Origin of the sequence: Pseudomonas sp. PSB18 (genome assembly GCF_014596565.1) — a bacterium.
GTDB lineage: Bacteria > Pseudomonadota > Gammaproteobacteria > Pseudomonadales > Pseudomonadaceae > Aquipseudomonas.
Genome location: NZ_NOIN01000006.1, coordinates 98,329 through 122,224 on the forward strand (window position 1 = coordinate 98,329; position 23,896 = coordinate 122,224).

General features: G+C 62.5%; 22 protein-coding genes. 6 read left to right on the top strand and 16 right to left on the bottom strand.

Annotated features, from left to right (window positions below; translation table 11 throughout):
* The first annotated feature begins 30 nt into the window (after window positions 1-30).
* Both CGA22_RS15660 and CGA22_RS15665 read left to right on the top strand, forming a co-directional pair.
* The gene (locus CGA22_RS15660) at window positions 31-831 is read left to right on the top strand and encodes a hypothetical protein (protein ID WP_041021331.1); all 801 of its coding nucleotides are present in this window, start codon (window positions 31-33) and stop codon (window positions 829-831) included.
* Between the two features lie 88 nt (window positions 832-919).
* Window positions 920-1,081 carry a hypothetical protein gene (locus CGA22_RS15665; RefSeq protein WP_156996864.1) on the top strand — a complete coding sequence of 54 codons (162 nt, stop codon included), beginning with the start codon at window positions 920-922 and terminating at the stop codon, window positions 1,079-1,081.
* A 4-nt stretch (window positions 1,082-1,085) separates the two neighbouring features.
* Here the strand turns inward: CGA22_RS15665 and CGA22_RS15670 are convergent, their stop codons facing one another.
* Complete coding sequence (locus CGA22_RS15670; protein WP_041021333.1) at window positions 1,086-1,835, bottom strand: substrate-binding periplasmic protein; 750 nt, start codon at window positions 1,833-1,835, stop codon at window positions 1,086-1,088.
* A gap of 279 nt (window positions 1,836-2,114) precedes the next feature.
* On the opposite strand from CGA22_RS15670, the gene CGA22_RS15675 reads away from it, so the two are divergent.
* Entirely contained in the window at window positions 2,115-3,071 is a 957-nt protein-coding gene (locus CGA22_RS15675) for an alpha/beta fold hydrolase (protein ID WP_041021334.1), read from the top strand.
* Between the two features lie 127 nt (window positions 3,072-3,198).
* On the opposite strand, the gene CGA22_RS15680 is transcribed toward CGA22_RS15675, so the two are convergent.
* The 3 genes from CGA22_RS15680 to gabT all read right to left on the bottom strand — a co-directional run bounded on the left by CGA22_RS15680 (window position 3,199) and on the right by gabT (window position 5,770).
* Complete coding sequence (locus CGA22_RS15680) at window positions 3,199-3,687, bottom strand: Lrp/AsnC family transcriptional regulator (RefSeq protein WP_003203167.1); 489 nt, start codon at window positions 3,685-3,687, stop codon at window positions 3,199-3,201.
* A 44-nt stretch (window positions 3,688-3,731) separates the two neighbouring features.
* Complete coding sequence (locus CGA22_RS15685; protein WP_041021335.1) at window positions 3,732-4,388, bottom strand: HAD family hydrolase; 657 nt, start codon at window positions 4,386-4,388, stop codon at window positions 3,732-3,734.
* A gap of 89 nt (window positions 4,389-4,477) precedes the next feature.
* Entirely contained in the window at window positions 4,478-5,770 is a 1,293-nt protein-coding gene (gene gabT / locus CGA22_RS15690; RefSeq protein WP_188258643.1) for a 4-aminobutyrate--2-oxoglutarate transaminase, read from the bottom strand.
* 194 nt (window positions 5,771-5,964) lie between these two features.
* Between gabT and CGA22_RS15695 the strand changes: the two genes are divergently transcribed.
* The 3 genes from CGA22_RS15695 (at window position 5,965) to CGA22_RS15705 (ending at window position 8,936) form a co-directional block, all read left to right on the top strand.
* Window positions 5,965-6,891 (top strand): 2-hydroxyacid dehydrogenase, encoded by a 927-nt coding sequence (locus CGA22_RS15695; protein WP_041021337.1) that lies wholly within the window; start codon window positions 5,965-5,967, stop codon window positions 6,889-6,891.
* A gap of 452 nt (window positions 6,892-7,343) precedes the next feature.
* On the top strand, window positions 7,344-8,201 hold the full coding sequence (locus tag CGA22_RS15700) for a GNAT family N-acetyltransferase (protein ID WP_041021338.1): 858 nt from the start codon (window positions 7,344-7,346) through the stop codon (window positions 8,199-8,201).
* Between the two features lie 27 nt (window positions 8,202-8,228).
* Entirely contained in the window at window positions 8,229-8,936 is a 708-nt protein-coding gene (locus CGA22_RS15705; RefSeq protein ID WP_041021339.1) for a cupin domain-containing protein, read from the top strand.
* Window positions 8,937-9,184: 248 nt separating this feature from the next.
* On the opposite strand, the gene CGA22_RS15710 is transcribed toward CGA22_RS15705, so the two are convergent.
* From CGA22_RS15710 to CGA22_RS15765, 12 genes are all read right to left on the bottom strand, one after another.
* Complete coding sequence (locus CGA22_RS15710; protein ID WP_041021340.1) at window positions 9,185-10,264, bottom strand: tartrate dehydrogenase; 1,080 nt, start codon at window positions 10,262-10,264, stop codon at window positions 9,185-9,187.
* A 40-nt stretch (window positions 10,265-10,304) separates the two neighbouring features.
* On the bottom strand, window positions 10,305-11,762 hold the full coding sequence (locus CGA22_RS15715; RefSeq protein ID WP_041021341.1) for an NAD-dependent succinate-semialdehyde dehydrogenase: 1,458 nt from the start codon (window positions 11,760-11,762) through the stop codon (window positions 10,305-10,307).
* A 252-nt stretch (window positions 11,763-12,014) separates the two neighbouring features.
* A complete protein-coding gene (argE, locus tag CGA22_RS15720; RefSeq protein WP_041020266.1) occupies window positions 12,015-13,172 on the bottom strand; it encodes an acetylornithine deacetylase in 1,158 nt (385 codons plus the stop codon).
* Entirely contained in the window at window positions 13,169-14,326 is a 1,158-nt protein-coding gene (locus CGA22_RS15725; protein WP_041020267.1) for an NAD(P)/FAD-dependent oxidoreductase, read from the bottom strand. Before CGA22_RS15725 ends, argE begins: the two co-directional genes overlap by 4 nt.
* Window positions 14,323-15,699: an NAD(P)/FAD-dependent oxidoreductase gene (locus CGA22_RS15730; RefSeq protein ID WP_041020268.1), complete on the bottom strand. Its 1,377-nt coding sequence runs from the start codon at window positions 15,697-15,699 to the stop codon at window positions 14,323-14,325. The genes CGA22_RS15725 and CGA22_RS15730 overlap by 4 nt, the downstream gene beginning before the upstream one ends.
* Window positions 15,681-15,989, bottom strand: coding sequence for a (2Fe-2S)-binding protein (locus CGA22_RS15735; RefSeq protein WP_041020269.1), 309 nt, complete (start codon window positions 15,987-15,989; stop codon window positions 15,681-15,683). The genes CGA22_RS15730 and CGA22_RS15735 overlap by 19 nt, the downstream gene beginning before the upstream one ends.
* Window positions 15,986-17,830 (bottom strand): ABC transporter ATP-binding protein, encoded by a 1,845-nt coding sequence (locus tag CGA22_RS15740; RefSeq protein WP_041020270.1) that lies wholly within the window; start codon window positions 17,828-17,830, stop codon window positions 15,986-15,988. The genes CGA22_RS15735 and CGA22_RS15740 overlap by 4 nt, the downstream gene beginning before the upstream one ends.
* Window position 17,831: 1 nt before the next feature.
* Window positions 17,832-18,707, bottom strand: coding sequence for an ABC transporter permease (locus CGA22_RS15745; RefSeq protein WP_041020271.1), 876 nt, complete (start codon window positions 18,705-18,707; stop codon window positions 17,832-17,834).
* Window positions 18,704-19,660 (bottom strand): ABC transporter permease, encoded by a 957-nt coding sequence (locus CGA22_RS15750; protein ID WP_041020272.1) that lies wholly within the window; start codon window positions 19,658-19,660, stop codon window positions 18,704-18,706. Before CGA22_RS15750 ends, CGA22_RS15745 begins: the two co-directional genes overlap by 4 nt.
* 45 nt (window positions 19,661-19,705) lie before the next feature.
* Window positions 19,706-21,349, bottom strand: a complete 1,644-nt coding sequence (locus CGA22_RS15755) for an ABC transporter substrate-binding protein (RefSeq protein ID WP_041020273.1) — start codon at window positions 21,347-21,349, stop codon at window positions 19,706-19,708.
* 86 nt (window positions 21,350-21,435) lie between these two features.
* A complete protein-coding gene (locus CGA22_RS15760) occupies window positions 21,436-22,710 on the bottom strand; it encodes an NAD(P)/FAD-dependent oxidoreductase (RefSeq protein ID WP_041020274.1) in 1,275 nt (424 codons plus the stop codon).
* Window positions 22,711-22,745: 35 nt separating this feature from the next.
* Window positions 22,746-23,414, bottom strand: a complete 669-nt coding sequence (locus CGA22_RS15765; RefSeq protein WP_024779244.1) for a haloacid dehalogenase type II — start codon at window positions 23,412-23,414, stop codon at window positions 22,746-22,748.
* Between the last annotated feature and the right edge of the window lie 482 nt (window positions 23,415-23,896).

Here is a 23,896-nt window from a genome sequence, read left to right on the forward strand (position 1 = left end):
TGAGCGCCATACTCCTATGATCGGACCCACATGAACCCAATCGACGCCCTGTCGTTCCAACGCATCATCGCCGCCCATGGCTCGCTCGAGGGCGCGGCGTATTTCGACGCTGAAGAAGACCTCGTCCAGGAAATATTTCCCGATCGCATCGTTTTCCAGACCAACTATCTGGATTACCGCAGCTATGAAGTCGATCTTGTCGACGGCGCGATACGTGTCCTCAAGACACGGCTGGACAACTACCAGCGCGGCGACAAGGCAAAGGTGATCGAAGATGACATGGATGAGGAAGACTGGGAGGAGCTGGGCAATCTGTGGCAGCGTTTGAGCCGGGACCTGGACACCCAAGGGCCGGAGCCACAGCTTGATCAGGTCGATAGCTTGGCCGATCTGTTCGACTGCCTGTTCGACGAGGACCACGCACAGGCGCTCATCCAGGGCACTGCGCCGCCAACGGCACAGTGGGATTGGGCGTGGACTCAAGTCGAATCAGCCCTTGCCCAGTCCAATCAATTGGCCGGATTCGAATGGAAAGAGTGGTCGTCCTGCGGGGTCACCGCCGTCAATACCCTTGCCCCGCTCCGGCAGTTGAACATCGAGATCGCTACGCCCGACCGTAAAGCCATCGATACCGTCAACGGCGCCGACGATTGGGAACGGGCACTGCTTCAGTATTTCAACGCACAGCTGGATCCCCATGATCTGAAACTGCTGGCCATCGGCACTCACTTCGATGAGCACCAGACCTTTGCCTGCCTGCCCATGAATGGGCTGGGCCTGATCAATGCGTTGGAAATCATGGGTAGGCTGGGTATCGTCTACAAATTCTGAGCCTCGAGTCGACGACATGAAAAACTGTGATCAATGCAGGAGCCTTATCCTCGACGACAACGCGGCCTGCCCGCGATGCGCCGAGGAGATGAGGCTCACTGTAGAAACCCTCGCGCCTAGGTCCAAGCCGCCGGTGTTGCCGAAAGTCCTGAAGTGGCTGTTTATCGGCGTGGTAGTCGTGGTGCTCGTGGGGGCGGCAGCGATCACCTGGATTCTGAACTCGTTGGGGCCGATGCCTTCTTTCGGTTAACCGTTCATTGCCCGGCGGGCTGCTCGTACCGATGCTGGATACGCCTCAACTCGCCGGATTGGCGCAGCTGTTCCAAGGCCTTGGCCCACGCGGCGACCCGTTTGTCTTCACTGTCGGGACTGAAGGCGATGTACAGCGAGGAGCGATACAGTTCGATAGGTATTTTTCGCAGCGTGCCGGGGGCGATGTTCAACTGACGGCTGTAGTACGCCACCCCCGCATCGGTGTCACCCACGATGATAGCGGTGCGCCCCGCCAATAGCATGCGGTAGAGCAGCTTGCTCTCGGTTGCACTTTTGTCGAGGTTCTTGAAGCCTAGCGATTGCAGTTTTTCAGGCACCAGCCCGGCGTGCCGCGTGGTGATCTGCGGGGCACCCAGCAGTTGTTCCAGTGACTTTACCGGCGGCGCACTCGCCAGTTGATAGGGATAAATGGATTCCTCCACGATCGGTCCGACCCACTTGTACAACGGCTCGCGCTCCGGCGTGCGAAACATCGAGTACATGATCGTCCTGGGCCGCGTCTTCAACACCTGGGTGGCGCGCATACTGGGTTGCAGCACCACCTCGAATTCATCCCCGGTCAGCGCCATGATGGCCCGGACGATCTCGGTGGTCATGCCGGTGAGCTGATGATTCTCCTGATAGTTGTACGGTGCCCACTCCTCGGTGACGACCTGATATTCCTCGGCCCGGACAGCCGCCGTGCCGAGCAATAGACAGAGCAGCGCCGTGGCGGGTATCGAAGGTTTCACGTGTTCTCCAGGAGGGCTGTGGGCTTTTCACAGGTGGGGCTGATTGGAAGGACAAGGTAAGCATAGACCCAAACCCTGGTGTGCTGGCCTGCTCAGGCGAGCACCTTCACGACCTCATCGCAAGCCAGCTCCCCCAACCAAAGCCCCCAAGTATCTGTTATTCCTATAGTTGTTATCGATACCAGCAGCGTTCTCTTCATCGCCCTCTCTCTCTAATCTGCCCACCAACGCGATCGACAGCGGTCGCGACAGTCAATCAGCCCTTATGGAGAGAGCCCAATGAACACACTCAACCGCACCCTGGCCATCGCTACCTTGGCACTCGCGACCCTCGGCGCAGAAGCCGCGCCAGCACAGACTACTGCTACGACCACTGCTTCGGCTGTCGGCAGCGTCATCCAGTCCGCCAGCTACATCACCACCAAGGACGGCGTTCAGCTGTATTACAAGGACTGGGGCCCGCGCAATGGCCAAGTCGTCACCTTCAGCCACGGCTGGCCGCTGGACTCCGACAGTTGGGAAGCGCAGATGATGTTCCTCGCGTCGAAAGGTTATCGGGTCGTCGCCCACGATCGTCGCGGCCATGGCCGTTCCAGCCAGCCGTGGGAAGGCAACGACATGGATCACTATGCCGACGACCTCGCGGCAGTCATCGAAGCGCTGGACCTTAAGGATGTGACCCTGGTGGGCTTCTCGACGGGGGGCGGTGAAGTGGCTCGCTATATCGGTCGCCACGGGACTGGCCGAGTCAAGAAAGCGGTGCTGGTGTCCTCTGTTCCGCCATTGATGCTCAAGACCGACACCAACCCCGGTGGCCTGCCGCTCGCGGTGTTCGACGGCCTGCGCAAGGCGTCCCTGGAGAACCGCTCGCAGCTTTACCTGGACATCGCCTCCGGCCCCTTCTACGGCTACAACCGCAAGGGCGCCAAGCCGTCCCAGGGTCTGATCCAATCGTTCTGGGCCCAGGGCATGCAAGGTGGCGCCAAGAACACCTATGACTCGATCGCGGCGTTCTCCGCCACCGATTTCCGCGACGATCTGAAGAAGTTCGACGTGCCGACCCTGGTGATCCATGGCGACGCCGACCAGATCGTGCCGATAGACGCTGCCGGCCGGGCTTCGGCGGCATTGATCAAGGGCGCCCGACTGATCGTCTACCCTGGCGCGCCGCACGGGTTGACCGAGACGCACAAGGATCGACTGAACCAGGACCTGCTGACCTTCCTCAAGGAATAAACCAGCACACCCCTGTGGGAGCGAGCCTGCTCGCGATGGCGGAACATCAGTCAGCATCTTATGCGTCTGATACACCGCCATCGCGAGCAGGCTCGCTCCCACATTTGTTCCTGGTAGGGTAACCGGATCAGTGCCGCAGCAACTTGCGCAACGGGATCTCATCCTTGCGTACCGGCGACTTGATGACGATGTAGCTGAAATACTTGGAGATGCCGATGTTCTTGTCCAGCAGGCTCTCCATCACGTCCTGGTAATCCTGGATACTGCGGGTCATGAAGCGCACCAGGTAATCGTAGCCCCCGCTGATCAGGTGGCATTCGAGCACTTCGTCTACCAAGCGGATGTTGGATTCGAACTTGGCGAAGTCTTCGCGCTTGTGGTCGCTGAGGGTGACTTCGGTGAAGACCGTCACCGAATCGGTGATCTTGGCCAGGTTCAGGTGGGCCTTGTAGCTGGAAATGTACCCCAACGACTCCAGCCGCTTGACCCGTTGCAGGCACGGGCTGGCGGAAAGCCCCACGGCATCGGCCAGGCTGACGTTGGTCATGCGGCCGTCTTTTTGCAGTTCGACCAAAATGCTGATGTCAATACGGTCCAGTTTCGCTAAACCTTCCATCGCATACCCCTTGCGTGCCGTTTGTAGACCATCTTCTAACAAAATCAGTGACGTAGCGACAACTGGTGCTGCGCGACCAGATCCGCCATGCTGCTGATGCAGTAGTCCGCCGCGCACGGCTGGAGTGGCAGCTCGGGGTTGCGGCAGATCAGGCAAACAGCTCCATCCCGGCGTGAATGGGCTCCCGGACGGGTTATCTGGAGAATAGCGCCGGGATCGAGACCGTTGGCCGCCAGCCAATCGGGATCCTGCAAAGGGTCGCTCGCCAGTGAAATGAAATCCTCCGGCTCGACGCCCAGGCGCTCGCACAGCACGCCCCGGTCCTCGGCGTCACGGTCGCCCAGCACCAACAGACGGTAGAACTTGCGCAGATAAAGCATCGCACCCGGTGCATCCTCGAACAGCGTCCAACTGGCAGCCGAGCGGGCGAAGCTCATGCCCTCCTCCCAGCTGGCCTTGAGCATCCAGCGCTCGGCCAACTGACGATGGGCGAAGCACAGCAGGCCACTGAAGCCCAGCTCGCCAAAGCGTGGATAGAGAGCCCGCAGCGCCTCGTCGAATTCAGTCAGCACCTGGGTTTTGTCCGGTGGGTCGCCATGGTTCTCCAGCAGCGGCTGCAAGGCCGCCCAGATGCCGGAATCCCGATCCACCAGGACCTCGTCGCAGTCGATCAACAACGCTCGATATTCAGTCAGCCTCATGGCTAAAAGCCTCCGATGAGTCCCTAATGCAATTCATCCAACGCGTTGGAATGGGTATGGCGAGGCAGCCTGCTTCCTCGCCACGGGGGTCAGTTCAAGACCCGCGTCAGTGCCCCTTCGAGAATCTGCAACGCTTCATCGATCTGTGCTTCGCTGGTCACCAGCGGTGCCAGAAAGCGCATCACGTTGCGGTAGACGCCGCACTTGATGACCAACAGCCCGCCCACACGGGCTTCGTCGATCAGGCGTTGGTTCAGGTCCGCGTCCGGGGTGCGCGCTTCGTCATTCTTGATCAGCTCCATGGCCAGCATGAAACCGCTGCCGCGAACGTCACCGATCTGCGGGTAGCGGGCTTGCAGACGCAACAGGCCCTGACGCAGGCGCTCGCCCAGGGCTTCGCCGCGCGCCAGCAGGTGTTCCTGCTCATAGGCTTCGATCACCGCCAGCGCCGCCGCGCACGACAGCGCATTGCCGCCATAGGTCCCGCCCAGGCCGCCAGGCAGTGGTGCGTCCATGATCTCGGCCTTGCCGACCACACCCGACAATGGCAAGCCACCGGCCAGGCTTTTGGCGACAGTGACCAGGTCTGGCTGGATACCGGCATGCTGGAAACCGAACCACTTGCCAGTGCGCCCGAAGCCGGTCTGGATTTCATCGAGGATCAACACGATGCCGTGTTTTTCGGTCAGCGCGCGCAGGCCCTGAAGGAACTCTACCGGCGCCGACAGGAAACCACCATCGCCCTGCACCGGCTCGATGATGATCGCCGCGACCCGCTCAGGCGCCACTTGGGTGGCGAGCAGTTCGTCCAGTGCCTGGAGCGCCATCTCGCTGGTGACACCCCGATAGGCATTCGGGTAAGGCGTGTGGAAAACCTCCGGCGCGAATGGCCCGAAGTTCTGTTTGTAGGGCTGGCTCATTCCAGTCAGCGTGGTGCCAAGCAAGGTCCGGCCATGGAACCCGCCGCGAAAGGCGATGACCGCCGAACGGCTAGTGTGGGCGCGGGCAATCTTCACCGCGTTTTCCACCGCTTCGGCGCCGGAGGTGAAGAAGGCCGCTTTATAAGCGTGCTGGCCGCCGATCATCTGGCACAGGCGCTGGGCGAGGTCCAGGTACGGCTTATAAGCCACGACCTGGAAACAGGCATGGGAAATCTTTTGCAGTTGCGCCTGCACCGCCGCCACCACCTTGGGGTGGTTGTGGCCGATGTTCAGCACACCGATACCACCAACGAAGTCGAGGTAGCGCTTGCCGTCGACATCCCACAATTCCGAGCCCTGGGCCCGATCGATCACCAGGGGATGCGCGGTCACCAGACCACGGGGGACGAATTGATCACGCTGACGGAGCAGACTTGGGGTTTCTTCGACTTTACTGTTCATGGCATTTCCCATAGTGAGCCAGGCAACCCGAAGCGGCTGCGATGTGTTCACAGGTTAAGCGTTCGTCACAATGGTCTAAGCCGAACTTGCCCGCTGAGAAATCCGGATCGACTGTTTACACCCCGGCAAACAGCAGAATCCTCTCGCCCCATTGATGCATGCTGGATACTCCTTATTTCCTGGCGAGAAGACCCATGGCCCTGCTCTACAAAGCTGACCCGGTACGTGGCGAACAGTGGAAGCGCCTGTTCGCCGAACACGCTCCGGATATCGAATGGCGAGCCTGGCCGGACATCGGTGACCCACGGGATATTCGCTATCTGGCGGCCTGGCAGGCACCGGACGATATCGAAACGGTGCTGCCGAATCTTGAGGTGCTGTTCGCCTTGTCGGCCGGGGTGGATCAGCTCGATCTCGGCCGCTTGCCGACGAGTCTGCCAGTGGTGCGCCTGCTCGACCCGGGCATCAGCCAGGGCATGTGCGAATACGCCACGTTCGCCGTGCTCGGCTTGCATCGGGACATGGTGCGCTATCGACAGCAACAGGTCGAACGACGCTGGCAGGCACATCGGCTGGTTCCCGCCGGGCAGCGCCGGGTCGGAGTCTTGGGCTTGGGTCTGCAGGCCCGGAACATACTCGCCGCCCTGCAACCATTCGGCTTCGCCTTGTCGGGTTGGGCCCGCAGTGAACACCAGATCGCCGGGGTGGCGTGTTTTGCAGGGGCCGGACAACTGCCAGCGTTTCTGGGGCAGTGCGACATCCTGTTGTGTGTGCTGCCGTTGACCGAGCAGACCCGGGGGATTCTCAACCGCGAGGTATTCCAGCAACTGCCCAAAGGCGCGGCCCTGATCAATATGGGCCGCGGTGGGCACCTGGTCGAAGCGGATCTGCTGGAGGCGCTTGCCGATGGCCAGCTCAGCGCGGCCGTGCTCGACGTACTGGAACAGGAACCGGCCGCACCGGAACATCCCTTCTGGCATCACCCACAGATTCTGCTGACCCCGCATATCGCGGCAATGACCCAACCTGAAAGTGCATTTGGGGTCCTGCTGGAGAATATCCGCCGGCATCAACGGGGCGAATCGATGCTTGGCCAGGTGGATCGGGAACGGGCCTACTGACGTTTCGAAAACACTGTGGGTGCGGGCTTGCCCTAATGTCAGTCAGTTAAGCCACAAACCCGTGGGAGCAAAGCTTGCTCCGGGCGGCGATCCGACGATTGCGGTAAGTCAGTCAGCAACAACGTTGACGGGTCCATCGCTATCGCGAGCAAGCTTTGCTCCCACAGGCGTTGCGCCGTTTGATCCTTAACTGACTGGCATTAGGGCTTGCTCGCGATGATGGCGGCACTGCAGGCAACACTTCCAACTGCCCCACCGCGTCGCAAAACCGCCCCGATATTTACTGCTGACCCGACACGGGATTTGAGCAATAAATGTGGCTGCCCAAGCCGTCGTCAACGGAACCTGCCGAATCCATTTCAGGCTCTTGTCAGGCCCGGTTGCAGGTGAGATACAAGGGCTCTGAGCGGATGAATCCGTCCGATTGCACGCCTTCCTAATGGGGATCTGCCATGTCCATTTCGCAACGCCCTGCTTATCTCTATCGCCCGATGACCGCGGCGGATGTCCCCAACGCCCATACGTTGTCCGTGAAGCTGAAATGGCCCCATCGCCTGGAAGACTGGGCGATGCTGGAGCGTGTCGCCCAAGGCTTTGTCGTGGAAGACCAGGGCCGCCTGATCGGCACCGCGTTCACCTGCCCACAAGGCAGCCATGCCAGCATCGGCCTGGTCATCGTCGATGACGAATATCAGGGCCAGGGCATCGGCCGCCGACTGATGGAGCTGGCCCTCGAGGCATGCGGAACGTGCACACCCATGCTCAACGCAACATTGGCCGGGGCGCCTTTGTACGCCAGCCAGGGCTTCGTCGATTTCGGGCATATCCAACAACATCAAGGACAAGCGATTTCGCTTGTACCGCAGCCGCTGTCCCCTGGCGAACGCTGCCGCCCACTAACCGAAACCGATCAGACCGAAGTGATCGAACTGGCCAATGCCGGAAGCGGCCTGGATCGAACGGTCGTGCTGAACGACCTGTTCGATGTCGTCGAGCATGCCGTAGGCATTGAGCGGGACGGCCACCTGTGCGGCTTCGCGCTGCTGCGCCCGTTCGGGCGTGGACGCAGCATCGGTCCGGTCGTTGCGCAGACCCTGGAACAGGCCCGGCACATGATCGCGGTGCTGCTGGCCCGGGTACCGGACGCTTTTGTACGCATCGACATTCCTTCCAACAGCGGCCTGACGGCCTTTCTGGAAGAAGCCGGGCTCAAGCAAGTCGACACCGTCGCCCAAATGGCCCTCGGCACACCTCCCCAGGCCACCGGCGCGGTGCAACAGTTCGCGCTGGTGACCCAGGCCATTGGCTAACATACACTTCCCTGGAGAATCACCTTCATGCCCGAACCTACTGCAATGCTGTTGGCCCGCGCCGACGGCAGTCCTGTCGCCACGACTTTCATCCTGACCTCGTTGAGCGCCAACGATCCATTCGACCGACTGATCGCCTACGCCGGGGAGGACGGCATCACGGCCGGTGTGGTCGAGGTGAGCGGCCAGACCCGTGTCGATCACTACCCCTTCAGCGAAATGATCGTGGTCCACGCCGGGGCCGTCACCCTGCGCAGTCAGGAGCAGACGCTCCAACTCAAACCCGGTGAAAGCGCGGTGATTGCCCGCGGTACAGCGGTGGAGATCGACGCACAACCCGATTCGCGCTGGGCCTTCTGCGCCGACACCCAACCCGTCGCAGTCAGCGGCCCCGGGCTTACGGCACTGCCTGCGAACACCCCTCTCTCTCCTTCCGCCGCACCCGATGACGAGATCCTGCTCAGCCCGACGCCGCAGTGCCGCTCGTACAACCTGTTCGTCGAGCAAGCCACCGACCTGCGCATCGGTGTCTTGGATTCGACCCCCTACACCCGCCGGGCGCGACCTCACAAGCTGCATGAACTGATGCACCTGATCGAAGGCAGCGTCACCTTGCAGACGGCGGACGGCAGCGACCTGATCGTCAACACCGGCGACACGGTCTTCGTTCCCCTCAATGCGCGTTGTGCCTGGAAGAGCAGTGTCTATGTGCGCAAGTTCTATGTCGTCAGGTAGTTTCTGATTGAGGCAGTGCTATCGCCATCGCGAGCAGGCTCGCTCCCACAGTGGTTCCGGCTGTTCACAGAAATGATGTCCACCTCAGATCCCCTGTGGGAGCGAGCCTGCTCGCGATGACGGCAGCACAGCCACCATCACCTTCAACTGACCCACCGCTTCCGCGAGCAAGCCCGCTCCCACAAGGAAAACCACGCAAAAAAAAGCCCGCAGTGTGAGCGGGCAAAAGGTGTTGCGTGACTGTGGGTTCAAAGCGCCGCAGCAATCGCCCCGCCGACGTCCTGGGTCGAACCCTGCCCGCCCAGGTCTGGTGTGATGGGTCCTTCGGCGATCACCCGTTCGATGGCCTTGAGAATCCCGTCATGGGCCGCCCGGTAACGCTCATCCCCATTCCCCAGGAAGTCGAGCATCAAGGCGCCCGACCAGATCATCGCAATCGGGTTGGCAATGTTCTGCCCATAGATATCAGGGGCCGAGCCATGTACCGGCTCGAACAGCGACGGGAAACGCCGTTGCGGATCGAGGTTGGCCGAGGGCGCAATGCCGATGGTGCCGGCGCATGCCGGGCCGAGGTCGGAAAGGATGTCGCCGAACAGGTTCGACGCCACCACCACGTCAAAGCGGTCAGGCTGCAAGACGAAACGTGCACACAGGATGTCGATGTGCTGCTTGTCCCATTTCACCTCGGGATACTGCTCGCCCATCAACGCCGTGCGCTCATCCCAGTACGGCATGCTGATGGAAATCCCGTTGGATTTGGTCGCCGACGTCAGGCGCTTGCGTGGCCGGGTCTGGGCCAGGTCGAAGGCGAACTTGAGAATCCGGTCGACGCCACGGCGGGTAAACACCGACTCCTGGAGCACGAACTCATGCTCGGTGCCTTCGAACATCTTGCCGCCGACGGAGGAATATTCGCCCTCGGTGTTTTCACGGATGACAACGAAGTCGATGTCCCCTGCTTCACGTCCGGCCAGCGGGCATGGCACGCCGGGGAACAGGCGCACCGGGCGGATGTTCACGTATTGGTCGAAGTCGCGACGGAACTTGAGCAACGAGCCCCACAGGGAAATATGATCCGGCACCTTCTCGGGCCAACCCACGGCGCCGAAGTAGATCGCGTCGAAGCCCTTGAGCTGTTCGAACCAGTCGCCGGGCATCATCTGCCCATGTTCGAGGTAGTAGTCGCAGTGGGCCCAGTCGAGCACTTCGATGCTCAAATCCAACTGCCACTTCTTCGCCGCCTGCTCCAACACTCGCAGCCCTTCCGGCAAGACTTCCTTGCCGATGCCATCGCCGGCAATGGCGGCGATTCTGAATGGTTTACTCATCAATCCTGGTCCCCTGCTGTCTGTTCAAACGATGACCGACTCACAACCCACCGATGTGGAAGGCCTTGACCTCGAGGTATTCGTCCAGGCCGTACTTGCTACCCTCGCGACCCAGGCCCGACTGCTTGATGCCGCCGAAGGGCGCGACCTCCATGGAGATGATCCCGGTGTTGAGGCCGACCATGCCGAACTCCAGCGCTTCGCCGAAACGCCAGGAACGACGCAGGTCCTGGGTGAAGAAGTAAGCGCCCAGGCCATACGGCGTGGCATTGGCCAGGGCCAGCGCCTCCTCTTCGGTGGTGAAGCGCATCAACGGTGCTACCGGACCAAAGGTTTCTTCGTTGGCCAGCAACATGCTGGCATGGGCTTCGCCGAGCACGGTGGGCTGCACGAACTGGCTGTCACCCTCGGGGATGCCGCCACAGAGCAGAAGAGCGCCCTGGCTCAATGCATCATCGATGTGCCGGGCGACCTTCCTGACCGCCGCCGGGTTGATCAGCGGGCCGATCATCACATCCGCCTCCAGGCCATTGCCGATCTTGAGCTTGCCCACCTCTTGCACCAGGCGTTCGGCGAAACGCTCGTAAATGCCGTCCTGCACCAGGATGCGGTTGGCGCAGACGCAGGTCTGCCCGGCATTGCGAAACTTGCTGAGCATGATGCCGGTCACGGCCTGTTCCAGGTCCGCGTCATCGAACACGATGAAGGGGGCATTGCCGCCCAGCTCCAGACTCAGGCGCTTGATGTGTTCGGCGCTCTGGCGCATCAGCAGTCGACCGACCGCCGTGGAACCGGTAAAGGAGATCTTGCGCACCGTCGGGTTGCCGGTCAGCTCTTCGCCGATGCCGGCGGGCATGCCGGTGACGACGTTGAACACGCCGGCCGGAATCCCGACCCGCTCGGCCAGCACCGCCAGGGCCAGGGCCGACAGCGGCGTGAGGTCCGAGGGTTTGACAATGACCGGACAACCCGCCGCCAGGGCCGGGGCGCACTTGCGGGTGATCATCGCGTTGGGGAAATTCCAAGGGGTGATGGCCGCGCAGACCCCCACCGGCTGCTTGAGGGTGAGCAGGCGGCGGTCGCCGCTGGGCGCCGGGATGGTTTCGCCATAGACCCGGCGGGCCTCTTCGGCAAACCATTTGGCGAAACCGGCGCCGTAGCGGATTTCGCCCTTGGCCTCGTTCAGCGGCTTGCCCTGCTCGCAGGTCATGATCAACGCCAAGTCGTCGAGATTATCGACCATGGCCTGGTACCACCGCTCCAACAGCGCTGCACGCTCCGCCGCCGGCCGCGCGCGCCAGGCCGGCCAGGCACGCTCGGCGGCCTCGATGGCACGGCGGGTTTCCACACCCTGCAGGGCCGGTACACGGGCGAGCAGCTCGCCACTGGCCGGGTTGATGACGTCAAGGGTGGCGGCATCGTCGGCAGCGCTCCATTGACCGTCGATATAGGCAAGCTCTGCCAGCAGGCTGGGGTCTTTCAATAGATTCTTGAGCATGGTGGTGTCCTGTTCCGAGGTATTTCCAGTCTAGGGAGATGCCGCGGCGCAGGATGCTGAAAGCGGTGTTTGGGCAGTGTGGGATGCTGAAGTTGCGGGGTGGCACGGCAGGCTCTACCGGGACATGAAAATCACCGACAACCCTTGTGGGAGCGAGCCTGCTCGCGATAGCGGTGAGTCAGTCGACGACGATGCCGGCTGTGGCATCGCTATCGCGAGCAGGCTCGCTCCCACAGGGGGCGGTGTAGGTGCTTACAGCTTCAAGGACCCCAGCAACCCTTCCAGAAACCGTTCGCCCGCGTCCATCTGGCTGACCTCGATGAACTCATCGGGCTTGTGCGCCTGCTCGATGGAGCCCGGACCACAGACCACCACGGGTACATCCAGACGCTGTTTGAACAGGCCGCCTTCGGTGCCGAAGGAGACCTTGGCGGTACCGGTGTCCGGGGCGGCGAAGTTTTTCAGGAAGCGCACTGCCTCCACGCTCGGATGGGTGTCCAGGCCCGGATAGACGTTCAAGGTATCGATCTCGATGTCCGCCACGCTGGAGAGCTTTTTAGCTTCGCCGACGATCATTTCGGCGCGCTCGCGCAGTTGCTCCAGGAACTGATCCAGGTTGTCAGCCGGTAAGTTGCGCACTTCGAAATCCAGGGTGCACAGGTTCGGCACGATGTTCAGGGCCTTGCCACCGACGATCTGGCCGACATGCACGGTGCTGTAGGGCACGTCGTAATCCGCGTCCTGGGCGCCCCGCTCCTGCAGTTGCTGCTGACTCTGGCGCAGCGCGGCAATGAAATCGCAGGCCACGTGAATCGCGTTGACCGAACGCGGTGCCAGCGACGAGTGCGCTTCCAGGCCCCGGCAATAGGTGCGATAGGAACCCTTGCCCTTGTGCCCGAGCACGAACTGCATGTTGGTGGGCTCGCCGATCACGCAGAGGAACGGCCGGACCGGCGCCAGGTGAAGCACGTCGAGCAGGCGACGCACGCCGACGCAACCGATCTCTTCGTCATGGGACAGCGCCAGTTGCAACGGCCGGCTCAACGAGCAATCGGCGGCATCGAGCATGGCGTCGATGGCCAGCGCGATGAACCCTTTCATGTCACAGCTGCCGCGTCCGTAGACCCGGCCATCGCGCAGCGTCGCCTGGAAGGCCGGGACGGTCCATGCCTGCCCCGCCGCTGGTACCACGTCGGTGTGCCCGGACAACAGGATTCCCGGCTGCTCACGGGGGCCGGTGCTGGCAAAGAGGTTGGCCTTCTTGCCACTCTCGTCCTTGACGATCAGCGACTCGATACCCTTGCTCGCCAGCAGCTCGCGGACATACTCGATCAAGGCCAGGTTGGACTCCGAAGAGACCGTTTCAAATGCCAGCAGGCGTTCGAAAATCGCCAGTACCCTTGGTTTCATGACGCCTTGCTCCGTTGCTCGGCAGAAGAGGCGAACCGGCAAATGGAGAACGGCTCGATGGAAGTGTTGGTGCTGCCGGTGCTGATCAGTTCGGCCATGACATCACCGACGCCCGGGCCGAGCTGGAAGCCGTGACCGCTGAAACCGAACGCATAGTACAGACCATCGACGTTGCCGCTGGGCCCCATCACCGGCAGCGAATCGGACAGGTAGCCTTCAATGCCGCTCCACACGCGGATGATGTTCAGGTTGCCGATACCCGGCACCAGGCGGCGCATCTGGTCCAGCTGGTTGAGAATACTGCGCGGCTCGACATGGGCCCGACGGTTGAGCATGTCCGGCTTGCAGCGATAGCCACCGCCGATAATGATGTTGCCCCGGGGGATCTGACGGAAGTAGATCACCTCTTCGGGTATCTTGGTGTACACCCCGATCACCGTCGGCAAGGCATACGGCACCGGCTCGGTGACCGCCATCTGCGGGCCGTTGGCCTCCAGCGGTACCGGTTCACCGAATTGCTCCGAGAGCTTCTGGCCCCACGCCCCCGCCGTGATCAATAACCGGCCGGCGCTGAACCGGCGACCGTCAGCGGTGGTGATGCTGAACGCATCGGCGTTGACCTTCTGCACTTCGGCCACTTCAGTCCGTTCTTCGATGCGCGCCCCCAGTCGCCTGGCCGCCCGCGCGAACGCAGGCGCCGCCAGACGCGGGTTGGCGTGACCATCGTGAGGCGCATAGGAACCGCCCTTCACGTCTTTGCCGAGGAACGGAAAACGCTCGTGCAGCTCGGCCCCACGGTAGATCTTCAAATCCAGCTGCGCCGCTTCAGGGGCTGCCGCGTAAGCCTCAAGCTCAGCAATCTCGTCTTCGCGATAGCACACGCGCATGTGCCCGCTGGCGATGAACTCCAGGTCATCGTCGATCAGTTCAGGCAAGCGTTTCCACAGGGCGAAGGAGCGATTCGCCAGCTCCAGTTGGCCGAGGTAACGCCCCTGGCGCCGGACATTGCCGAAGTTGACGCCGCTGGCGTACTGACCGATCAGGTCGCGTTCCAGCAGGATCACCGACAGTCCCCGCCGACGCAGGAAAAATGCCGACGCCGCCCCCATCACACCACCGCCGACAATCACCACATCGGCTTCGTTCTGGGTCATGGCGCCACCTCCCGGGTGAGCATCGAAAGCGGTTTGACCGGCGCCTGGCCACGTTGGCGGCCGACCTCCCGGACGTCGACACCGGCTGCGGCGGCAATCACTTCGGCCCCGGCCTGGGCGCAATAACGCCCCTGGCAACGGCCCATGCCGACCCGGCTGAAGGCCTTGGCCCGGTTGACTTCGCAGGCGCTCTTTTCACTGACGGTACACCGCAGCTCGCCAGCGGTGATCATTTCACAACGGCAGACAATGGCCTCGTCCGGCAACGCCTTGGCTTGCGCCGCCGGCCAGGGAAACGCCTGGGCCAGGCCGTGGCGGAACGCATCCATCACCTTGAGCGCCTGGCGCTGTTCGGCGACCTGGGCGGCGTCCACCGGCTGTTGCAGATCGCTCAACACCGCCAAGGCGGCCAGGCGACCGGCGCATTCGGCGGCATCGGCGCCACGGATGTTCGAACCATCGCCGGCGGCATAGACACCGCTGACCGAGGTTCGCCCTTCTTCATCAGTCGCGAGCAGCCACTGGCTGGATACCTCGTCGAAACGCAAGACACAGCCCGCCAGATCGGCCAACTGGGTTTCCGGACGCAAGTGATACCCCAGGGCGACGGCGTCACAATCCACCGTCAGCGTCACGCCAGCCGCGGTACGCACACGCACGCCACTGACACCACTGTCCGCCTCCCCCAGTATTTGCAGCGGTGAAATCCCCAGGTGCACCGGGACTTTCGCCCGGCGCAACTGCGCCAGCAGCTTCATGCCGGTGAACAGTAAACGGGGGCGTGCCATGAGTTTGGGCAAGGCCTTGATACGTTTGCCCAGGGGCGAGGTGTCGAGCACCGCCGCCACATTGGCGCCGGCCTTGAGGTATTGGCTGGCAACGAGATAGAGCAACGGCCCGCTGCCCATGAACACTACCCGATGGCCGATGGAAACCGCCTGGGCCTTCAATGCGATCTGCGCCCCGCCGAGGCTGTAGGTGCCGCCCAGCTGCCAACCTTCAACGGGCATCAGGCGGTCGGTGGCGCCCGTGCAAAGCACCAGCGCGTCGTAATCAACCGTCGAATGTTCGCCCTGGCTGACGCAGCACAATTGCCCCGGTGTCAGGTTCCAGACCAGGGTGTCCGGACGGTAGTCGATCTGCTGGCGCAAACGGTCGAAACTGGCGTGCAGGTCCCGGGCTTTCCCGGCCTCGGTGCCGTACAGCGTGGCGTAGGTACGGGTGAACCCTTCGGGCTGGCGCCGGTAGATCTGCCCGCCGTCGCGCCGGTTTTCGTCGATCAGGATCGGCCTGAAGCCCGCCGCGACCAGCGTCTGGGCACACCGTATGCCCGCCGGCCCGGCGCCGACTATCGCTATCCGCGCAGTGGCCATATCGCCTCCGGTTGCCGGGTAATGATGTCCAAACCCTCGCGTACTTCGTTGGAGCAGGCACGCAGGCGTTCGCCGCTGCGGGTCCAGACCCAGCAATCCTGGCAGGCACCCATCAGGCAGAAACCGGCACGACTACCGGGATCGAACTCCGACTGGCGCAACGCCGGGCCGTGAGTCAGCAGCGCGACCATCAACGTGTCGCCCTGCAACGCCTCGACGGGGACGCCGTCCACAGTCAGTTTGACGACGGGCCGGCCCTGTTCGGCCAGCCTCACGAAACGAGCGCTCATGCGTAGGCTCCGGCGATCATGCTGTTTGACCCTTGCTGCGTTTTGAGCAGTTCGCCACCGTCGTGATGACAGAGCACCTCGCTGCCACCCTCGATGACGCGACGGGGTGGCGCGGTGCGGTTGCACAGGCCGTCGACGCGCACCGGGCAGCGATTGAGGAAGGTGCACAGCGTCGGCGCATCGGCCTTTTCACCCAAAGCCGGGAGCGTGCCGCAGGTGGTCGTGCCGCAGCTTTCCAGCCAGCCCTGGCGCAACTCCGGCACCGAATGGATCAGCAGATCGGTGTAGGGATGGAACGGTGCCTGGGCGAACGATTGCCGTGAGCCCTCCTGGACCTTGTGGCCGCTGTACATCACCACGATGTCATCGCACAGCGCCCGCACTGTGGAAATGTCGTGGCTGATGAACAGGTAGGAAACCCCGAGTTGCTGGCGCAGGTCTCGCAGCAGTTCGAGAATCGCCGCGCCCACCACGGTATCGAGGGCCGAGGTCACTTCATCGCAGAGAATCAGGTCCGGCTTGGCCGCCAACGCACGGGCCAGGTTGACCCGCTGCTTCTGCCCGCCAGAGAGCTCGCCCGGACGGCGCTCGGCCAGGGTTCGCGGCAGGCGCACCAGGTCCAGCAATTCGCCGATACGCTCGCGCAGCGCTGCGCCCTTGAGGCCGAAATACATTTTCAATGGTCGGCTCAGGATGGTGCTGATGCTGTGCATCGGATTGAGCGCGGTGTCGGCGTTCTGGAACACCATCTGAATCCGCCGGAACTGCTCATCGGTGCGCTCGGACAGGCTGCCACCCAACGGCTGGCCATCGAACGTCAGCCCGCCAAGGGCCGGCGGCAACAACCCCGCCACCACCCGCGCCAGGGTGGATTTGCCCGACCCCGATTCGCCGATCACGCCGATGGCCTGGCCCCGGCGCACGGTCAGGTCGATGTCCTCGAGCACGCGGATCATCGGCATGCCGTGACGATCCTTGTTGCCATAGCCGGCGGTCAGGCCCTGGATGGTCAGCAGTGGCGTGTCTGCCGCCACACCACAGGGTGGACGAATCGTCGTATCCGGCCGTGCCGCCGCCAGCAGGCTGCGGGTGTATTCGTGAGCGGGCCCCTTGAGCAGTGGCGCGGTGGCGCTCTGCTCGAAGATCTGCCCGCCGTTGAGCACAACGATCTGGTCGGCCATCTGCGCGACGACCGCCAGGTCGTGGGACACGTAGACCGCCGTCGCGCCACGCTCGCGCACGACCCGCTTGAAGGCACGCAACACGTCGATCTGGGTCGTGACGTCGAGGGCCGTGGTTGGCTCATCGAGCACCACCAGCAACGGATCGCTGATCAGTGCCATGGCGGCCATCACCCGCTGCAGTTGCCCGCCGGAGACCTGATGGGGGTAGCGTTGGCCGATGCGTTCGGGGTTCGGCAGTGCCAGGTCCCGGAACAGTCCGATGGCCTTGGCTTCGAGCGTGGCCCGGTTGCCCAGGCCATGGATCAGCGCGCCTTCGACCACCTGGTCGATCAGCTTCTTGGCCGGATTGAACGCCGCGGCGGCGCTTTGGGCAATGTACGAGACGCGATTGCCGCGCAGGCCTTGCAGTTCGCTTTCACCAAGGGCCAGCATGTCATGCTCGCCGATGCGCACGCTGCCGCCGGCCAGGCGACAACCGCGTCGGGCATAACCGAGCAGCGCCAGGGCGATGGTGGTCTTGCCGGAGCCGGATTCGCCGATCAGCGCCAGCACTTCCCCTTTCTCCAGGGAGAAGCTCACGCCCTTGACGATCTCGACTTCGCCGCGCTCGTCACCGGCGACTACGCGCAGATTTTCGACTCGGATCAATTCGCTCATCTCAATGGCCTCCCGAACGTCGATTGCGCCGCGAAGACAAGCGGTCGATAAACAGGTTCACACCGATGGTCAGGGTGCCGATGGCCAGGGCCGGAATCACGATGGCCGGCGCGCCCTGATTGAGACCACCAATGTTCTCGCGCACCAGCGAGCCGAGGTCGGCGTCCGGTGGCTGTACGCCCAGGCCGAGGAAGCTCATGCCGCTGAGCAGCAGCACGATGAAGCCGAAGCGCAAGCCCAGGTCCGCCAGCACCGGGTTGAGCATATTGGGCAGGATTTCCACGCAGGCGATGTACAGCCGACGCTCGCCACGGGTGCGAGCCACTTGTACGTACTCCAGGGCCTCGATGTTCACCGCCATGCTGCGAGCGATACGGAACGCCCCCGGGGTGTAACTCAGTACCGCCGTGCACACCAGCAAGGTCACCGACGAGCCGAACGCCGAAACCATGATCAACGCCAGCATCTTGCTCGGGATCGAAATGAACGCGTCCATCAGGCGGCTGATCAGTTCGTCCAGCCACTTCGGTGATACCACCGAGAGCAGCGCGCAAGTGGTACCCAGCCCGCTCGCCAGTACCGCGGCGACCAACGCCAGGCCCACGGTAAACTGTGCGCCGACCAGGATCCGGCTGAGCATGTCGCGGCCCAGGTAGTCGGTGCCCAGCGGGTAAGCGGCACTGAGGCCGTCGAAGACGTTGTCGGACACCACTTCTCCCACCGGGTGGGGTGCCAGCCACGGACCGAAAATCGCCACCAGCAGCCAGATGGCACACATCGCGGCGCCGATCAGCCCAAGCCAGGACGAGCCATGAGCGTCCTTGCCCAATGCCAGTGCGACCGCCGCTGTCGGGGATTTCACAATGGGATTGTTCATTGGTTTCTCAGCCTCGGATTGGAAAGGATCGCGCACAGGTCGGCAATCAACACCAGCGACAGGTACGCGGTACAGAACAGCATGGTGCAGGCCTGGACCAACGCCATGTCGCGGTTGGTCACGGCATCGACCATCAGGCTGGCGATGCCGGGGTAATTGAAAATCGTCTCGACGATCACCACGCCGCCCAACAGGTAGGACAGGCTCAGTGCGATGGCATTGGCAATGGGCCCGATGGCGTTGGGCAGCGCGTGACGCAGCACCACCCGCACCGGACTCACGCCTTTGAGGCGGGCCATTTCCACGTAAGGACTGTCGAGTTGATCGATCACCGCCGCCCGGGTCATGCGTGCCATCTGCGCAACGATCACGCAGCACAGCGTCATCACCGGCAAGGCGTAGGTGCGCATGAATTGCAACGGCGAGGTGATTTCACTGGAGTAGGACAGCGCCGAAAGCCAACCCAGGTTCACCGCGAAAATCAGCACCGCCAAGGTGGCCACCAGGAACTCCGGCACAGCCACCATCATCAGCGTAAAGAAACTCACGAAGCCGTCGACGCGACCGCCGCGACCCATGGCCGAACCGATGCCCAGGATCAGCGCCAGCGGCACCGACACCAGCGCCGTCGCGGCCGCCAGCATCAGGGTGTTGGGTACCCGTCCCGCCATCAGCTCCGTCACCGAAGTGGCATTGGACGCCGACACCCCGAGGTCGCCGCTGAGCAGGTTCGTCAGCCAGTGCAGGTAACGCAACACACCCGGCTGATCCAACCCCATTTTCACCCGCAGCGCCGCGACCTGCTCTGGCGTGGCGAATTGTCCGAGGGCCTGCTGTGCCGCGTCTCCCGGCAATACCGCCGTGATGGCGAACACCACCATCGATACAATCAGAAGGGTCACGATCGCGGCGCCGAGGCGCCGGCCGATCAACCACAGTGTGTTGCTATTCATCACCCTATCCTCGTGCACTGTCACCCTGCGAAAAACCGACGCTCATCAAGCGTCCAGCCAGACCTGCTCGGCGAACATGTAGCCCATGAAGCCGCCCAGCGGGTTGGTGCCATAGCCCTTCACACGCTGGTCGGCGCCATCGATGTTGCTGATGAACACCGGGATGCCGATGCCGCAATGGTCATGCACCAGGGTTTGCATGTCGGCGTACATCTTGCCGCGCTTGGCTTCGTCGGTTTCGCCCCGGGCCTGGACCAGGAGCTGGTCGAACTGCGGATTCTTCCACGCGGATTCGTTCCACGGTGCCGTCGACTGGAAGAACTGCGAGAACAGCATGTCGGCGTTGGGCCGAGGGTTGATGTTGCCGAAGCTCAACGGGTGCTTGGCCCAGTGGTTGGACCAGTAGCCGTCGCTCGGCAGACGGTTGACGTTGAGCTTGAGCCCGGCCTCCTTGGCCGACTGCTGGAGCAGAACTGCAACGTCCACCGAGCCGGTGGCGGCCGGCGAGCACATGACCGGCATGCTGATACTTTCCATGCCAGCCTTCTTCAGCAGGAAGCGCGCCTTCTCCGGATCATAGGTCCGTTGCGGCAGGTCCGCGTTGTAGAAACGCGAACCGGGGGCAATCGGATGGTCGTTGCCGACCCTGGCAAACCCGCGGAAAATCGCTGACTTGACCTGTTCCCGGTCCAGCAGCAGTTTCATGGCTTCAGTGAACTCCGGACTCTGGCCGGGCATCTGGTCCTGGCGAATGATCAAGTCAGTGTAGTTACCCGACGGCGAGTCCACGACCCGGTGGCCGGTGCTGTCCTTGATGCGGGTCGTCGAGCGCGGGTTGACCTCGTTGATGATCTGCACATCGCCCGAGAGCAGCGCATTGACCCTGGACGGCTCGTCGGCGATGCCGATGAACTCGATCTCGTCCAGATAAGGCAAGCCCGGTTTCCAATAATTGGTGTTGCGTGCACCGATTGACCGCACGCCCGGCTTGAACTCCTTGACCTTGAAGGGGCCGGTGCCGATGCCCTGGCTGAAGTCGGTGGTGCCTTCAGGCACGATCAACATATGGGAGACGGCAAAAATCGATGGCAACTCCGCGTTCGGCCCGCTCAGCTGTATTTGCACCTCATGGGTGCCGTTGGCCTTGACCTCGGCAAACTGCGCTGCCAGGGGCAGGACCTTGGAGCCGGTGATCGGGTCCTTGTGGCGCAGCAGGGAAAACACCACGTCCGCGGCGGTCAGTGCCTTGCCATTGTGGAACGTCACTTCCTTGCGCAGGGTAATCACCCAAAGCGTGGCGTCGGTCGTGTCGATGCGCTCGGCCAGTTCCAGTTGCGGCACCATGTGGCTGTCGAAACGGGTCAGGCCGTTGTAGAACATGTAGTGGCGTACATAGTCGGTGGACGACGAGCCTTTGGCCGGATCCAGGGTATCGCTGGTGGAACTGGTGCTGCCGGCGACACGGATGCGACCACCCGGTTTGCCCTTGCCAGGGGTCGCGGCTTCGTCGGCCAGCAGTTTGCCGGCGGCGCCGAACAGGCTCCCGGCCCCTGCCGCGGCCACCCCGGCCAAGCCCAGCATCTGCAGCGCATGACGGCGCGACATGCCCCGGTTGAGCCCTTCAAAAACACGAAGACTGTCTGTGCCGGTAATCAACTGGCTATCGATGCTGCTCTTATTGTCAGTCATGTCAGTTCTACCTTTCGCTAGTGATAAGGGCTCGGTTGCGCACGGTTGACGCAACGTGGTTGAAACGTAAAACAACGTCCGATGGATCAGTGTAAGTAGTCCTGCAGGCGGTAATACGCGCCTACCAACGGCAAGAACCAGGGTTTGCCGAAATGCCCGGGAATCGCCGGCCAATCGAGCTCGCGCCAGGGGTTGGCCTCGACCTTGCCAGCCATGACCTCGGCCATGATCTGGCCCATGTGCACCGACATCTGTACGCCGTGGCCGCTGTAGCCCATGGAGTGATACACCCCAGCATGCTGGCCGGCCCGGGGCAATCGATCGGACGTCATGTCCACCAATCCACCCCAGCAGTAGTCGATCCGGACGTTGGCCAGTTGCGGGAACATCTGCACCATCGCCGCTTGCAGCACCTTGCCGCTCTTGGCATCGGAAACGCTGTCGGACATGGCAAACCGCGCACGACCACCGAACAGCAAACGGTTGTCCGGGGTCAGGCGAAAGTAGTTGCCGATCATGCGACTGGTGACATAGGAACGACGCGCCGGCAGCAAGCTGTCGATCAGCGCCTGGGGCAGCACTTCGGTGGCGATCACGAAACTGCCCACCGGGACGATTCGCCGCCGATACCAGCCCAAACCGCCATGCTGACTGGCACCGGTCGCCAACAAAACCTGCGAGGCATGCAACGTCCCCTTGCTGGTGTTGACCTGATAGCCACCGGCGCTGGCCTTCCAGTCCTTGACGGCCACGCCCTGGAAAATCAACGCGCCGTGACGCGCGGCCGCCTCGGCCAGGCCGACACCGAACCGCCCTATGTGCATCTGCACGCCATTGCGCTGCAGCAGGCCGCCATGGAACTGGTCGGACTTGACCTCCGCCCGCGTCTCTTGGGCGGACAGCAGCTCGACCTCGGCATCGACTTCCTTGCGGATCAACTCACAGGTACGCGCCAGCCCTTCGTAATGCATCGGCTTGGCGGCCAGCTTGAGCTTGCCGTTGCGCTTGAGGTCGCAGGCAATCCCCTCCTGCTCCACCAGCGCGACGACGCTCTGCACGGCGCTCTCATAGGCCTGGTAATAGGCCCGTGCTTTGTCGGCGCCGAGACTGGCGGTGAGTGCCGCGTAATCCTGGGCGACGCCGGTACTGCAATGCCCGCCGTTACGCCCCGACGCTTCGCCAATCACCCGTCCCGCTTCCAGCACCGCCACGCTGGCCCCTTTCAGGGCCAGGGCACGGGCGGCCGCCAGCCCGGTGAAACCACCACCGACGACAGCGACATCAACCTGCCTCGGCAACCCGCCGAGCTGAGCACCTGTGAAGGCCGGTGCGGTATCGAGCCAATAGGACTCACTGCCCATGTCTAACCCCTTTCGCCTTGGAAAGTGCCTGCGTCTCAGAGCCCGACCAGACCGGCCAACCCGCCGATATCAGGGATCTGGTGGTAGCCATAGATGGCATTGCCCGGCTGCTCGTGACCACGGGCGACGAAGGCCTTGTTCTTGATCTTCATGTCGTGGGCAGACATCAAGTCGTAGCGGAAGCTGGACGATACGTGCAACACGTCTTCCGGACCGCAGCCGAGGTTATCGAGCATGAATTCGAAGGCCGCCAGGCGCGGCTTGTAGGCCTGTGCCTGCTGAGCGGTGAAGACTTTATGGAAAGGCGCGCCGAGCTTGTCGACGTTGGACATGATCTGCTCGTCCATCGCGTTGGAAAAAATCACCAGGGGAATCTTGTCGGCGATTTTCGACAGGCCCGCCGGTACATCGGCGTGAGGGCCCCACGTAGGCACGGCGTCGTAGTAGAGCTGACCTTCGCCCCGATATTCAACACCCCAGCGCTTGCAGACGCGGGCCAGGGACGTCTTGATGATTTCATCATAGGGGCGCCAGTCACCCATCACCTGATCCAGGCGATAAGCGGCGAAGTCCGTGACGAACTGATCCATCTGCCCGGCACCGACACGATCGGCGAACAGCTCGCGGGTCATGCTTCCCATCTGGAAGTTGGTCAACGTGCCGTAGCAATCGAAGGTGATGTACTTGGGTCGAAGAAAGCTCATGAGTGCGGTCCTGAATGGTTGTTGAAGACATGAACGTGGCAAGCATCGGCGCCATTCGTTAAGCACCGGCACAACGCTGCATCACATTTTCATTACAACACCATGAGACCGTGGATAATCGGTTAAAAATAGTGGCGGCTTGGTACAAACCACCGTTTTGCGGGGCTCCCTCAGCAGACTTTGCGGGATGCTCCAGGCACGGGCGTTGCGCCCATGTTTCAGTGGGTTTGCGGGCAGTTATGGTGCGCCAAACGGCACTGCGGCGGGCAGTCTGCGGCAGAATCTGCGTAGGAAGGGCGGTGGTTTCAGCATCTTTATCGAGTGGGCCGATGCCATCGCGAGCAGGCTCGCTCCCACGGGTTTGGCTTGGATCAAAAAACGCGATGGCGAGGGGTCGAGGGCTCCTCAATACGTGTTTTGCCCGGTTAGCCCGGCAGATTCAGCAGATTCTCCTTTGCCAACCTCAAGAACGGCACATCCCG

Excerpts from the sequence above, each read along its gene's own strand:
- CGA22_RS15700 (WP_041021338.1), top strand. The coding sequence starts at position 7,344 with ATGTCCATTTCGCAACGCCCTGCTTATCTCTATCGCCCGATGACCGCG.
- CGA22_RS15735 (WP_041020269.1), bottom strand. The coding sequence starts at position 15,989 with ATGAGCGCTCGTTTCGTGAGGCTGGCCGAACAGGGCCGGCCCGTCGTC.
- CGA22_RS15660 (WP_041021331.1), top strand. The coding sequence starts at position 31 with ATGAACCCAATCGACGCCCTGTCGTTCCAACGCATCATCGCCGCCCAT.
- CGA22_RS15760 (WP_041020274.1), bottom strand. The coding sequence starts at position 22,710 with ATGGGCAGTGAGTCCTATTGGCTCGATACCGCACCGGCCTTCACAGGT.
- argE (WP_041020266.1), bottom strand. The coding sequence starts at position 13,172 with ATGAAACCAAGGGTACTGGCGATTTTCGAACGCCTGCTGGCATTTGAA.
- CGA22_RS15765 (WP_024779244.1), bottom strand. The coding sequence starts at position 23,414 with ATGAGCTTTCTTCGACCCAAGTACATCACCTTCGATTGCTACGGCACG.
- CGA22_RS15705 (WP_041021339.1), top strand. The coding sequence starts at position 8,229 with ATGCCCGAACCTACTGCAATGCTGTTGGCCCGCGCCGACGGCAGTCCT.
- CGA22_RS15725 (WP_041020267.1), bottom strand. The coding sequence starts at position 14,326 with ATGACCCAGAACGAAGCCGATGTGGTGATTGTCGGCGGTGGTGTGATG.
- CGA22_RS15680 (WP_003203167.1), bottom strand. The coding sequence starts at position 3,687 with ATGGAAGGTTTAGCGAAACTGGACCGTATTGACATCAGCATTTTGGTC.
- CGA22_RS15730 (WP_041020268.1), bottom strand. The coding sequence starts at position 15,699 with ATGGCCACTGCGCGGATAGCGATAGTCGGCGCCGGGCCGGCGGGCATA.
- CGA22_RS15750 (WP_041020272.1), bottom strand. The coding sequence starts at position 19,660 with ATGAATAGCAACACACTGTGGTTGATCGGCCGGCGCCTCGGCGCCGCG.
- CGA22_RS15685 (WP_041021335.1), bottom strand. The coding sequence starts at position 4,388 with ATGAGGCTGACTGAATATCGAGCGTTGTTGATCGACTGCGACGAGGTC.
- gabT (WP_188258643.1), bottom strand. The coding sequence starts at position 5,770 with ATGAACAGTAAAGTCGAAGAAACCCCAAGTCTGCTCCGTCAGCGTGAT.
- CGA22_RS15665 (WP_156996864.1), top strand. The coding sequence starts at position 920 with ATGAGGCTCACTGTAGAAACCCTCGCGCCTAGGTCCAAGCCGCCGGTG.
- CGA22_RS15710 (WP_041021340.1), bottom strand. The coding sequence starts at position 10,264 with ATGAGTAAACCATTCAGAATCGCCGCCATTGCCGGCGATGGCATCGGC.
- CGA22_RS15745 (WP_041020271.1), bottom strand. The coding sequence starts at position 18,707 with ATGAACAATCCCATTGTGAAATCCCCGACAGCGGCGGTCGCACTGGCA.
- CGA22_RS15675 (WP_041021334.1), top strand. The coding sequence starts at position 2,115 with ATGAACACACTCAACCGCACCCTGGCCATCGCTACCTTGGCACTCGCG.
- CGA22_RS15695 (WP_041021337.1), top strand. The coding sequence starts at position 5,965 with ATGGCCCTGCTCTACAAAGCTGACCCGGTACGTGGCGAACAGTGGAAG.
- CGA22_RS15755 (WP_041020273.1), bottom strand. The coding sequence starts at position 21,349 with ATGACTGACAATAAGAGCAGCATCGATAGCCAGTTGATTACCGGCACA.
- CGA22_RS15715 (WP_041021341.1), bottom strand. The coding sequence starts at position 11,762 with ATGCTCAAGAATCTATTGAAAGACCCCAGCCTGCTGGCAGAGCTTGCC.
- CGA22_RS15740 (WP_041020270.1), bottom strand. The coding sequence starts at position 17,830 with ATGAGCGAATTGATCCGAGTCGAAAATCTGCGCGTAGTCGCCGGTGAC.